Consider the following 12,572-nt stretch of genomic DNA (forward strand, 5'->3'; position numbering starts at 1 on the left):
TGATCGATCCGTTGCCCGATCGGGATTGGTCGCGGTGAATTATTCATCGTATCAGTGGCGGCGCCGACGCTGCGACGTCGGCCGGGCCGATTTCCTGGAGCGTGATCGCTTCGAGGCTGCGGCCGTTGGTCTCCACCTTGTAGGCGGCAGCCAGCAGCGCCTGCACCAGGAGGGCGGCGGCAATGCCCAGCGTGACGGCGGTGACGCCGCCCGCATCGAACAGCGCCACCACGCCGAACGGCACGAAGATGGTGGTGAGCCGGCCGACCGTGCTGGTGATGCCATAGCCGCGCATGCGCACCGCCGTGGGAAACAGTTCGGGTATATAGCCGGCAACGATGACCGAAACCATGAAATAGATCAGCGTGAACATCAGGAAGCCGAGCAAGACCGCCAGTTCCTGCGAGGGCGCGTTGGCGAAGGCAGGCCCGCATGCGGCGGCGAGCAGCGATGCCACGATGATCGAGGGCCGCCGCCCGATGCGATCGCTCAACAGCCAGCCGAGCGCCGCGCCGGCCGGACCGCCGAAGGACATCAGCACCGCCTGGCCGAGCGAACGGTTGATCGGCATGCCGTGCTGAACCAGGAAGGTCGGCACCCAGGCGACGAAACCGTAGATGGCGATGCCGAGCGCCATCTGCATGATGCTGCCTATGATAGCGGGTTTTATGAAAGCGGCGCTCGTCATGCTCACCGGAGCTGGCTGGGGGCTCGTCTGTGGCGGAGGCAGAGTGATGTTGCGGCTGTGGGCCTCCGCTTCGACAGCGCCGACAATGTCGTCGGCTTCCTGCTGCCGTCCGTTCAACTCGAGCCAGCGCGGCGATTCCGGCATCTTCTTGCGCATCCAAAGCACGACGAAGGCGCCGAGCCCGGCGATCACGAACATCGGGCGCCAGCCGAAAGCGGGAATGACCAGCCAGCTGATCAGGGTCGAGGCGAAAAGCCCGAAATTCGTCACCAGCGACAACAGCGCCGCCCAGCGTCCGCGATGCAGCGGAGGCGTGAACTCCAGCATGGTCGCGTAGCCGATCACGATTTCCGCGCCGAGGCCGATCCCTGCGACGAAGCGCGCGCCGATCAGCCAATCCATGTCAGGCGCGAGCGCGCAAGCGAAGGAGGCAAGGCCGAAGATCGCCAGATTGAACTGATAGGTAAAGCGGCGGCCATAGCGATCGCCGAGCCAGCCGGCACCGGCCGCGCCGATGACCATGCCGATGAAGGTAGCCGAGATAAAGCGCGCGTTCAGCGGAATGCTCGACCAGCCATTGTGCACGAGCTCGCCCAGCACGGAGCCCGCGAGATAGATGTCGAAACTGTCGAAGAACATGCCGGCGCCGATCAGCCAGAGCAGGCGGCGGTGAAACGGCAGGATCGGCAATCTATCGAGACGTTCGGCTGCGGAGCTGGGAATGGCGGCTACTCCTTGTGATGATCGGCCAGGCCATAGCGCTGTTCGAAGGCATGAACCGCAGGAAAACCCATCAGGGTATTCATGTCGGTGAACGGCAACATCGGCGCTTGGCTGCCCGTGCTCGTTCCGGCTGTCTTCAGGTTGCGGTAGACGAGCTGCAGCGCGCCTGCCGCCGTCAGGAAGCCGGACCCGGGATAGAGCGCGATCTTGAAGCCCATGCTTGCGAGCTCTCCGGTCGACAGAAAGGGCGTGCGACCGCCCTCGACCATATTCGCCAGCAGCACTGCGCCCTTGAAGGTCTCGGCGACCCGACGCAATTCCTCGAGGCTTTCGGGGCTCTCGACGAACAGCACGTCGGCGCCGGCCTCGAGAAAGCCCTCGGCGCGTCGCAACGCTGCATCCAGGCCTTCGGCGTAGCGCGCGTCGGTCCGGGCCACGATGAGAAAATCGCGGCTTGGCCGTGCATCGACCGCGACCCGGATCTTGGCAATGGCGTCAGCGGCTGGAATGACGCGGCGGAACTCGGTGTGGCCGCACTTCTTCGGGAATTCCTGATCCTCGAGCTGGATGCCGGACGCACCCGCGGCCGCATAGCCGCGCACGGTGCGATCGACGTTCAGCAAGCCGCCATAGCCGGTATCGCCGTCGGCAATGAAGGGAAGGCCGGTAGCGCCGGCGATGCAGCGCACGCGGTCGAGCATTTCCGAGAATGTCGCGGTGCCGGCGTCGGCGACGCCAAGCGCGGAAGCGACGACGCCATATCCGGTCATATAAAGCGCGTCGAAACCGATGCTCGCCGCCATTCTCGCCGAAATGCCGTCGTAGACGCCGGGAAGCGTCAGGCACCCGTCCTTGCGCAGCAGCGCACGCAGTGTCGTTGCTTCGACCAAGAGATCCTCCCGCCGTTTTCCCTGAATCGGCGATGTCCTCATGGAGGGACTGCCGTTATTTTGACCTGCGATATCGGAACTCTGGCGCTGCGTCCTCTGCCAGAGTTACAGTCAAGTCGATTTCTGAGGGATTATTCAGGAAAAATCAACAGTTTAGAGGCGAAGCGGGCCAGCCATGTCGAAGCGCATCGAAGACTCATGGACGGTTTTCGTCAGCGTCGAAAATTCCGAGCATGACAGATGCGTGGATATCTTTCGGCGACCGGATGGCAGTTACGGCTTCGAGGAATTTCGACGGGATGTCGAGGATGGCGGGCACTGGACACCGGTCCAGTATTATTCCGGCGTCGCCTATGTTTCGCCGGCCGAGGCGTTGGCGACTGCCGAACGATGTGTGCCATGGCTGGTCGATATGCTCGTGCGGAAACCGGAACTGAGAATGCGCATCGGCCTCGAATAGCCAGGGCATTTTTGGCTTCATTGGCTGGGCACAGCCCAGGCCGCCTGCTGCGCCACGATCACGCTGACATTGTCGCCCACCGAATAGTTGCCGAAGGCTGGCGCGTCGATATTGAAAAGGCCATTGCCGGTCTCGATGACAATCGACCGGTTCGGTCCCCTGAAGATGGTTTGCGCGATCCGTCCCGACCATTTGAGTTCCTGCTCACTCACCCCGGAGCCCGCCGAAGCGATCCGAGCGTCCTCCGGACGCACCATGACGGTAACCGTCTGTCCCGGCTGCACCTCATCTGCCGCCTCGCAGGGACCCCGCCAGCCCTGCCCCACGACCTCGAGCCGCACTCGGCGTGCATCGATACGCGCGCAAGCCTCGACCTCGGCGTCCAGCAGATTGGGCGTGCCGAAAAATGCGGCGACCGTCCGGTTGGTGGGGTATCGGTAGATCTCCTCGGGCGCGCCGACCTGCTGGATGCGGCCGCGATCCATCACAACCACCCGATCCGATAGCGCCATCGCCTCCGACTGGTCATGGGTCACATAGAGGGTCGTCATGCCGAGCCGCCGCTGAATCGCGCGAAACTCGTCTCCCATCTGAAGACGAAGCTTGGCATCGAGATTGCTGAGGGGCTCATCGAGCAAAAGGACCTTCGGCTCGAACACCAGCGCGCGTGCGATCGCGACCCGCTGCTGCTGGCCGCCGGACAGAGCCGGCGCCGGCCGATCGGCAAGTCCCTCCATTTCGACCAGGCTCAACGTCTTCGAAACCAACTCCCTGATTTCGGCGGCCGGCCGCCGGCGCACCCGCAAGGGATACGCGACATTCTCGAACACCGTCATATGCGGCCAGATCGCATAGGACTGGAACACCATCCCGAGCCGGCGGCGTTCCGAGGGAACGAAGATGCCGCGGGCCGCATCGCTGACTACCTCATTGTCGATGCTGATGCGGCCAGCCGTGTTCTGCTCAAGGCCTGCGACCATGCGCAACGTCGTCGTCTTGCCGCAGCCGGAGGGACCGAGCAGGGTGACGAATTCGCCTTCGTTGACCCGAAGATCGACCTCGCTGACGGCTGCGAACTCGCCGAAATTCCGGCCGACCTTTTCGAGCACGACGTTCGACATCTCAAAGACTCCCCGGACTCGTCATAACGTGCCGATCTGCGCCTTGATGACCTTCAACTGCACCCATCGGAACAGCAACACCAGCACCATCATCATCAGCCCGATCACGCTGACCTGCTCCGCATTGCCGTTGGCCCAAAGTTTCAGCAGCACCACCGACAGGACTTCGGAACCGACAGAATAAAGCAGCACGGAGGCGCTCAACTCCCGCATGATCCCGAAGAACACCAGAACCCATCCGACCACGAAGGACGGCCAGATCAGCGCAATCACGATACGGCGCATGGTCTGAAGCCAGCTTGCGCCATGCACGCGCGAGCACTCCTCGATATCGTAGGACAGCTGCGAATAGGCGGCCGACATCACGCGCACCGAGAGCGGCGTTCCCAGTGAAATATAGGCCAGCAACAGCGCCCAGATGGTGCCGTAGATCGGAATCGCGTGCGGCAATAGCGCAAAGCCCCAGAGGAAGCCGAGGCCGAGAACGATTCCCGGCATCATCCATGGCAGCCAGGCCATCGCGTCGATCAGCAGGCGGCCGCGCCATTTGGTGCGAACAGAGATGTAGGCGACCGCGCCGCCGAGCACCATGGTCAGGGTCGCACCCACCAGGCCGAGCAGCATGGTATTGCCAAAACCTCGCCAGAACTCGCTGCTGCCGAACACAGCCTGATAATGTTCGAGCGTCAGCATGTCCCATTGATAGAAGCCGAAGAACTTGAAGAAGGATCCGATCAGGAGCTGACCTATGGGCAGCACGACGGTCACCACAAAGAACAGCGCACAGAAGCCGAACGTCGCCCAGCGCCATTTCCCGAGCTTCATGACACCAGGCGAATAGCCCTTTCCGCTGACAGTCGTGAAGCTGCGTCCCCGCAACAGCTTCCATTGCAGCAGGACGATGAGAAACAGCAGCGCCATGATGATAAAGCTGACCGCGGTCGCATATTGATATTGCGGCGGCGAGCTCTGGTTGATCGAGTCATAGATATCCGTCGTGATCACCTTGATGCCGGCCGGCGAGCCGAAGAACAGCGGCGACTCGAAATTCTCGATGCCGCGAATGAAGCTGAGGATGGCAGCACCTGTGAGCGCGGGCAGCATCAGCTGCAACGTGACGGTGCGGAACGTCCGCAGTCGCGATGCGCCGCACATGCGGGCCGCTTCCTCCAGGCTCGGATCCATCGCCCGGAAGGCGTCGACGATCAGCAGGAACAGGAACGGCACGGAATATTGCATCATGTGCCAGACCACGCCGCCGTAGGAATAGACATTGATCGGCGAACTGCTTGATCCCGTCAGCCATTGATAGAGCTGGTTGAGCAGCCCCACCTGCGGATTGCCCAGCATGCCCCAGGCCATCGCTGTCAGTATAGGCGGGATGAAGAACGGCAACGTGACCAGCACTTCAAGCGCGCCGCGAAACGGGGTGTCGGTGCGAGCCAGGATCCAGGCCAGCAGTACGGCGATCGCGAGCGATGGAACGGTCTTGGCCAGCGATATTCCGACGGTGTTGAGAAGCGTGATCAGGTTCTGTCGAGTGAGCACTTGCTGATAGCCGTCGAGATTGAACGTGCCGGCTACGCCCGGCGGGGTCGAATGCAGGCTTCCATAGAGCAGCATCGACAGCGGATAAACCGACAAAAACGCCAGAATGGCGACAAGCAAGACCAGAGCCGCCGTGCGGCCAGCCGAGGTCGCCTGCAACAGGCGCAATCTCGCCGACAGGCCTGCCGCCAACGGCATTCTGCCAGGATTCCCCACGCGGTCGTCGGCCGATATCGCCATTTTTTCAAAAACTACGGATACAGCTTCTTTGCCAGCTCGATCATGGATGGCCGCTCGGCAAGTTTGGCCGGGCCCAAAAGCGGGGCGTTCGCGAACGGCTGCGCGTCGGGATTGGCGCGCTCGGCCACGCCCGCGACAACTGGCGGCATCCAGGCGTTGGCGTAAATCAGCTGCGACTCCATATCGAGGAAATGCTGGATGAACAGGCGAGCGGCGTTGGGATGCGGAGCATTCTTCAGCACCGCCGAATCCATCTCGGCGTAAGGCGCGCCCTCCTTGGGCACCACGACCTTGACCGGCAAGCCCTTCAGATCAGAGGTAAACGCGAAGATCTGGGGAACATAGATGGCATATTCGCCGCGCGCGACACGACGGGCGTCGTTACGCATGTCGCGGCTGAAGACCGGCTTCTGCTCGGCGAGCTTCGCGTTGAACTCCGGGCCCATCTTGTGCTCCAGGATGGCGAACATCGTATTGCCGCTTCCCAAGGGCCGCATATCGTCGGATAGAATCTTGCCCTTCCATTTCGGATCGAGCAGATCGTCCCAGCTCTTCGGCACCTCATCGTCCTTGACCATTCGGGTGTTGATCAGAATACCCATCGGCTGGACGAAAGCGGGCACGCTGTACTCGGTGGCATGGAACGGCGGCCGCAGATGCGCCGCGTTCGGAATCGCCGGCAGCCTCTCGATGAAATCGCCCTTCTGCAGCTGCTCCTCGATCATGGTCGACGAGATCATCTCGACATCGCCGAGGTATCGCCCGGCTGATTGTTCGGTCCGGATGCGCTCGGAAAGCTCGCTGGCCCGCAGGTCCAGGCTTTCTACCGGAATGCCATATTTGGCCTCGAAGGATTTCAGGACGGCGATAAAATACGGAGCGCCAAGGGCCATGTCATAGACCACGACCTTGCCTTCCTTCTTGGCGGCATCGACGACGGCGTCCCAGGACTCCTGTGCTTGGGCGTGCGCGGGCATGACCATCCCTGCGACGCACGCAACCAGCATCGCCTTGAGCGTTTTCATCACTTCCTCACCCTCCCGAATTTTGTATTTTCGGCTTCGTTGCCGGCCCGCCGGGGTCCTAGACTTCGACCACCACATACTGCTTTTCGACCGACACCGGGAAGGTTTCGGCCGTAAGCGTATCCTCGGTGAGGGCAGCACCCGGTTCAACCGTCAGGTCATAGCTCCGCGCCTTTGTGCGGTCGGGCTCGCACCATGATTTGCCGGTGCGCAGGTCGAATTCCCAGCCATGCCACGGGCAACGCAGGAGTTCGCCCCGCCGGCTGAAGCGATAGGCGCCTGGTTCGCTGGCTTCAACCAGACCGACGATGCGGCCCTTGCACAACGATCCTCCATTGTGAGGACAACGGTTGCCCAGGGCGAAGTACTCGCCGCCAACATTGAAGATGCCGATTTCCCGGCCGCTGACCGTCACCAACATCCGTTCGCCCGGTGGAATCTGGTCGACCGTCGCGACGACATGCCGCGTCATTCGTCAAACCTGTAGAACTTGCGCGCATTGCCGTAGAGAAGCTGGTGGCGCTGGACGTCGGTAAGGTTTGCCTTGAACGCGGCGCGAGGATCGTCGAAATCCCAATGCGGATAGTCGGTCGCAAACAACAGTCGATCCCAGCCGATCCGATCGAACAGATCGAGAAGGGCCGCGGAACTGCCCGGCTCCTCCATCGGCTGGGTCGTAAACCACACATGCTCGCGAACATACTCCGAAGGCGGCCGTTTCACCTGGGGCACTTCGCTGCGCATCCGGTTCCAGTGCTTGTCCATTCGCGCGCTGAACGATGGAATCCAGCCAAGGCCGCCCTCCATGATCACGATGCGCAGTTTTGGAAACCGCTCGAACACGCCTTCAAAGACGAGGCTCGCCAACACGGCCTGCATGGCCTGCACGACCATGTGGTGCTCTTCCATATAATAGGACGACCAGCCGCCGCCGGTGGACGGGTGACCGCCGGTGCCCCCGACATGAATCGTGATCGGCAGGCTGTTGCGCACGGCCGCTTCGAAGATCGGCCAATAACGCCGCCGTCCGAACGGCTCGTCGGTGCGCGGCAGGATCAGGATTTGCTGGAAATTCGGATCGCCGCCGCGGGCATCGATTTCGGCAACGGAAGCCTCGGTGTCCTCCTGCGCGACCAGCACGGAAGCCCGCAGGCGGGGCTCCTGTTTGACCCAGCGCTCCAGCTGCCAGGTATTCATGGCCCGCGTCAGGGCCGCGCCGAAATCGAGATTGCGCTGGCTGCCGGGATTCCAGCGCAACGGAATCAGCATGCCGATCTCGACACCATTGGGATCGAGATGCTGCTTCCTCATGAAGTCGAGGCTCGATCCCGGAGGGCCGCCCTCCTCGGGATAGGCGTCGACTCTCGCCGCGTCGGGCGACATGCGCGGATGCGACAGCGCCTCGGAAAAGGCGTGGCGCAGGTGGCTGCCATAGACCTCCAGATGCTCGATCCAGCGCTTCTCCAGATAGGGGTGGATCTCCTTCCAGGAAGTCATCGCTGGATGAATGTCGCAATCGATGACCTGAAACTTGTGTTTCGCGGATTGGCTTCGTTCCACATCGACAATGCTCATAGCGTAATCTCCATGGCATGATCCGCCTTCGACAAGCGCGGATAGGTGGCAAGCGCGTTCTCGCTCAGGATCTTTCGAAGCAACTCGTCAGGGATACCTAATGGCAGCGCCTCGTCTCCGTCAAACTGCCAATGCGGATAGTCGGTCGAGAACAGCAGCAAACGGTCCGACTTCAGATGGTCGACCAGCCGCAGGATCGCCTCCGCTTCGTCGGCCGCATCGATCGGCTGCATTGTGAAGCGGACGTGATCGCGGACAATCTCCGACGGGGCCCGCGTCACCCAGGGAACTTCGGCGCGGACCCCCTTCCACGTCTTGTCGGACCGCCAGATGAAGCCGCTCAACCAGGTCACGCCGGACTCGATCGCAACGACCTTCAAATCGGGGAATTTTGCAAACACACCTTCGGCGATCATGCTCTGCAGCTGATTCTCGAAGGCCGCCGATTGCGCGATGTAGTCTTCGACATAGTGGGAAGGCCATCCCACCGGCGTCGGCGCGTAACGGTAGGCGCTGCCGGCGTGAATCCCGATCGGCAGCTGCAGCCGTTCGGCCAGCCGGTAGATCGGCCAGAGCTGCCGCCGGCCCAGCGTGACCTCGCCGGAAACCAGCATCAAGACCTGCACGAACCGGAAGTCGTCGGCCCTGCGCTCGATTTCCGCCACCGCCAGTTCGGTATTGTGCGCCGGGATCACGATCGAGGCCCGAAGCCGTGGATCCCGGCTGAGCCACTCGTCGCGAATCCAGTCGTTGGTCGCCCGGCAGAACGCCGCTGCCATGTCTTCGCTGTGGAACACCTGCGCGCCATAGAGGCAGTTGAGAATTCCGTAGCGCGGCTGGTAGCGGTCGAGCACATGCTCCTGCATCGCCTTGAGCGACGATCCCGGCTTTCTTCCCTGATCGAGCGTCCAGTCGGGACGGCAGGACAGCGGCGCATTCTGCGGATAGCTGGTCAGGCTGAGGTTGAGGCGGTCGAGGGCGCGGACCGACACCATTTCACGCCAATAGTCGTCCAGATACGGCAACAGAACGTTCATTCCGGGCACGGCCGGATGAAGATCGCAATCGATGGCGCCTGCATATCTCGCGGATCGATCGCCGCCGGTCGCCTGCCGGTTTGCTACCATGGACATTCCACTCGATCGATGTTCCGGGCTCGGGAAGTGCCTACATGACGATAGCGCCAGAAGCGGCTTCCGGCTACTGCGTCGAAGGTCAATTTCACGGGTAGATCTGTTTGGCCAACGCCAGCATCTTGTCCATCCGCGCCGCATCGGTGGTGCCGAGGAGCTTGCTTTTCTGCAGGTCAGCCACCGCAGGATCGAGTTCGGACAGCGTGTCGCTGGTCACCGGCAGCAGACCGAGATTGGCAAAACCCTGCTGCATCTTCTGGCCGAGGTAATGCTCCATCAGCAGGCGTGCCGCGTTCGGGTGCGGCGCATTCTTCAGCAGCGCGAGATCATAACCGATGTAGGGCAGCCCTTCCTTCGGCGCGATGAACTTGACCGGCAGTCCCTTCAATTCGGGGATCGAGGTCAGGCTCACGGGAAGGTAGAGCGGAAGCTCGCCGCGTGCGATACGCCGCTCGTTGGCGGGAATCTCGCGGCTGAACTTGATGTCCTGCTGCGCAAGCTTCTCATGGAAGTCGCGCCCGAAATGTTCCTCGAGGACATAGAACAGCACGCCACCACCGCCCAGCGCGCGAAAATCGTCGCTGAGGATTTTGCCTTTCCATTTGGCATCGGCGAGATCGAGCCAGCTCTTCGGCTCATCCTCGGGCTTGACCAGCCTGGTGCTGGCGAGAATGCCGTAGACGATCGCAAATACCGGCAGCCGGATGTCGTCACCACGGAATTCCGGCTTCAGATGGCCGAGGCTCGGAAGTGGCCCGAAGGGATCGAAGACATGGTCCTGCGCGATCTGCAGCGTGGTCGTCGTCCGTCCGTTTTCCGACACGTCGGCGGCGAAGCGACCCGCCGCCTGCTCGATGCGAATGCGTTCGCGGACCTCGCTTGCGCGCGCCTCCAGGATGTCGACGGTGATGCCGTAGCTGGTCTCAAAATCCTTCTTGAGCTCCTGATGCGCGGCGAGGCCGACGAAGGCGCTATAGAGCACCACGTGGCCTTCCTTCTTCGCGTCCGCGACGATCTTGTTCCACTCGTCCTCGGCGCGCGCGGTTGGCGGCGCGGAGAGCAGGGCGGAACCGGCCGCGAGGCCAAGCAGGGCCGCGCGGCGCGAAATGAGGATCAGTCCGCCCCTGCGGCGCGAGGCCACCGCGCTACTCCGCGGCTTGTCGGTCGGGGGCGGGCCAGCGCACGGCGCTCTTCAATTGTTCCTGATAGGCGTCCTGCCAGTCGATCTTGTCGTCGGCGTAGAACGAACCCGCGCGCGCTTTCCAGAAGATCCCGGCATCGTCGACACCGGGCGGCACGGTGCCATCCTCGGCGAGGTCACGTGCCACGGTCAACAGCCGCCGCCGCGTGCGGGCGATCATGATGTCGCTCGGCGCCAGATGCTCCTTGGTGTGATCCACGATCAGCCCCATGCTTTCGGTGACGGCCTGATCCTGCATCACGATGTTGCGGATGCCCGAATAGATCCGGTTGGCATGCTGCGCCTCGCGGTCGATCTGCCAGTCGTTCGCGAGATTTTGCACCGCCCGCCAGCGACCGAACCAATCGGTGCTGTTGGGCAGGTAGTCGAGCGGTTCGGCACCCGGAATTGCCGTTCCACTCTTCTTCAGCTTCATCGACGAGTAGGTCGCGCCGCGGGCGCGGCCGCCGAAGATCGAGATCAGCATGGTATGGGTGTCGTCCATCGGAACCCAGGCCTTCGCGACCACGTGATCGGCAAAATCGGCATTCGGCGTTTGGGTCCAGAACGGCAGGCAGAAATGCGCCATGCGCCAATGCATCCGGTTGTTGGTGTCGGGCCGGTAGGCGCCATACATCGTGCCCCATTCGGTGTCGGCGACCTTGTACTCGGGCGCGCGGTTGGCCACGGTGTGGCGCGCCGGATGACCTTCCTCGAAATCCTCCGCCTTGACGTGACCGGCGTGGAGAAAACCGAAATGCGAGGTGTCGATATCTCCTTCGAGACCCTGCAGCCAGTTGCTTTGGCGCTGTAGCATGCTGACGCTCAGATCCTGTTCGGGAACGAACAGGGCCTCCAGCATCGGCATCGGCGGCGCTTCGGCGCGCGCGCCCATATAGACCCAGATCAGGCCGGCGCGCTCCTGCACCTTGTAGCTCTTGGCGCGAACCTTCTCCTTGAAATCCTGCGGCGGCGGCACGTTTGGCATTTCAAGGCAACGGCCTTCGACGTCGAACTTCCAGCCGTGATAGACGCAGCGGATGCCGTTCTCCTCGTTGCGGCCGAGGAACAGCGACGCACAGCGATGCGGGCATTGATGATCGAGCACCCCGACCCGGCCCGAGCTGTCGCGAAAAGCGATCAGGGGCTCGCCAAGCAGCATCAGCCGCATCGGGTCGCCGTCGGCTTTCAATTCGGAGGAAAGGGCTGCGGGGATCCAATATTGCCGCATCATCTCGCCCATGATCGTGCCTGGGCCAACCCGTGTCAGATCATGGCCATCGGTTGCCTTGGACATGTCGATCTCCCTTGCTTGTTTTAGCGGCGCCAAAGCTTTTTGCGGCACCGCAGCAGCGCTACATTTACTTGCATTATGCAAATAATTCGCATCTACGTCAAGAATGGTTTGCAGCGCCGGTGGAGCGCGTTTGAGTCATGAAACAACTGTCCGTATAGTTCCCGCGAGCTTAAGGAATTCCGCATTCGATGAACAATACCAGAGCTTCCATTCCACTCGAGGACTGGGTCGGTTACCGGTTCGGCCTGATCGCGGCACGGCTGGGTAACTTCATTGCCCCCATGTATGCGAGCCGCCACGACCTGACGATTCCAGCCTGGCGCAGTCTCGCAGTCATTGCCCGCTATCAGCCGCTGACGGCAAAGCAGCTCGCCACGTTGACGTCGTCCGACGCCTTCAAGGTCGCGCGCGCGATCGAGCTCCTGGTCCGGCGCGGCTTGATCCGCCGCGACGTAGACAAGAGCGACCGGCGCCGTGCCAGCCTTCGTCTCACCGCGGAAGGCCGCAAGGTCTACAAGGACATCGAGAAGTTCGCGGTCCGGGTCGAGCGCGAACTCACCGCCGCGCTCGATGCCGGTGAACTGGCGAGCCTGCGCCAAAGTCTCGACAAGCTGGACCAGCAATTGGAAAGCCGGATCAAAGTTCAAGGCTGGGAGAGATTTCTGAAACGCTGAGCAGCGATGCCCAGACGC

12 protein-coding genes are annotated in these 12,572 nt (G+C 62.2%); 2 read left to right on the forward strand and 10 right to left on the reverse strand.

Translation table 11 applies throughout. The features are described 5' to 3' along the window. Positions 1-43: 43 nt before the first annotated feature. Both VK804_RS04750 and VK804_RS04755 read right to left on the reverse strand, forming a co-directional pair. Positions 44-1,378, reverse strand: a complete 1,335-nt coding sequence (locus tag VK804_RS04750) for an MFS transporter (RefSeq protein WP_325368363.1) — start codon at positions 1,376-1,378, stop codon at positions 44-46. Between the two features lie 38 nt (positions 1,379-1,416). Next, a complete protein-coding gene (locus tag VK804_RS04755) occupies positions 1,417-2,301 on the reverse strand; it encodes an isocitrate lyase/PEP mutase family protein (RefSeq protein ID WP_325368365.1) in 885 nt (294 codons plus the stop codon). Between the two features lie 175 nt (positions 2,302-2,476). Between VK804_RS04755 and VK804_RS04760 the strand changes: the two genes are divergently transcribed. Then, positions 2,477-2,761, forward strand: a complete 285-nt coding sequence (locus VK804_RS04760; RefSeq protein ID WP_325368367.1) for a hypothetical protein — start codon at positions 2,477-2,479, stop codon at positions 2,759-2,761. 17 nt (positions 2,762-2,778) lie between these two features. Here the strand turns inward: VK804_RS04760 and VK804_RS04765 are convergent, their stop codons facing one another. The 8 genes from VK804_RS04765 to VK804_RS04800 all read right to left on the reverse strand — a co-directional run bounded on the left by VK804_RS04765 (position 2,779) and on the right by VK804_RS04800 (position 11,880). Further along, positions 2,779-3,882 carry an ABC transporter ATP-binding protein gene (locus VK804_RS04765; protein WP_325368369.1) on the reverse strand — a complete coding sequence of 368 codons (1,104 nt, stop codon included), beginning with the start codon at positions 3,880-3,882 and terminating at the stop codon, positions 2,779-2,781. A gap of 21 nt (positions 3,883-3,903) precedes the next feature. Continuing rightward, positions 3,904-5,628, reverse strand: a complete 1,725-nt coding sequence (locus VK804_RS04770) for an iron ABC transporter permease (RefSeq protein WP_325368371.1) — start codon at positions 5,626-5,628, stop codon at positions 3,904-3,906. Positions 5,629-5,681: 53 nt separating this feature from the next. Beyond that, on the reverse strand, positions 5,682-6,836 hold the full coding sequence (locus VK804_RS04775) for an ABC transporter substrate-binding protein (RefSeq protein ID WP_325368516.1): 1,155 nt from the start codon (positions 6,834-6,836) through the stop codon (positions 5,682-5,684). After that, on the reverse strand, positions 6,754-7,167 hold the full coding sequence (locus VK804_RS04780; RefSeq protein ID WP_325368373.1) for a Rieske (2Fe-2S) protein: 414 nt from the start codon (positions 7,165-7,167) through the stop codon (positions 6,754-6,756). Before VK804_RS04780 ends, VK804_RS04775 begins: the two co-directional genes overlap by 83 nt. Next, a complete protein-coding gene (locus VK804_RS04785) occupies positions 7,164-8,270 on the reverse strand; it encodes an amidohydrolase family protein (RefSeq protein WP_325368375.1) in 1,107 nt (368 codons plus the stop codon). Before VK804_RS04785 ends, VK804_RS04780 begins: the two co-directional genes overlap by 4 nt. Continuing rightward, positions 8,267-9,403, reverse strand: coding sequence for an amidohydrolase family protein (locus VK804_RS04790; protein ID WP_414642719.1), 1,137 nt, complete (start codon positions 9,401-9,403; stop codon positions 8,267-8,269). Before VK804_RS04790 ends, VK804_RS04785 begins: the two co-directional genes overlap by 4 nt. 88 nt (positions 9,404-9,491) lie before the next feature. Next, positions 9,492-10,544 (reverse strand): ABC transporter substrate-binding protein, encoded by a 1,053-nt coding sequence (locus VK804_RS04795; RefSeq protein ID WP_325368377.1) that lies wholly within the window; start codon positions 10,542-10,544, stop codon positions 9,492-9,494. Between the two features lie 4 nt (positions 10,545-10,548). Then, positions 10,549-11,880, reverse strand: coding sequence for a Rieske 2Fe-2S domain-containing protein (locus VK804_RS04800; RefSeq protein WP_325368379.1), 1,332 nt, complete (start codon positions 11,878-11,880; stop codon positions 10,549-10,551). Between the two features lie 188 nt (positions 11,881-12,068). Between VK804_RS04800 and VK804_RS04805 the strand changes: the two genes are divergently transcribed. After that, entirely contained in the window at positions 12,069-12,554 is a 486-nt protein-coding gene (locus VK804_RS04805; protein WP_325368381.1) for a MarR family winged helix-turn-helix transcriptional regulator, read from the forward strand. Positions 12,555-12,572 lie beyond the last annotated feature (18 nt).

This window comes from Bradyrhizobium sp., from assembly GCF_035484855.1.
Classification (GTDB): domain Bacteria; phylum Pseudomonadota; class Alphaproteobacteria; order Rhizobiales; family Xanthobacteraceae; genus Bradyrhizobium.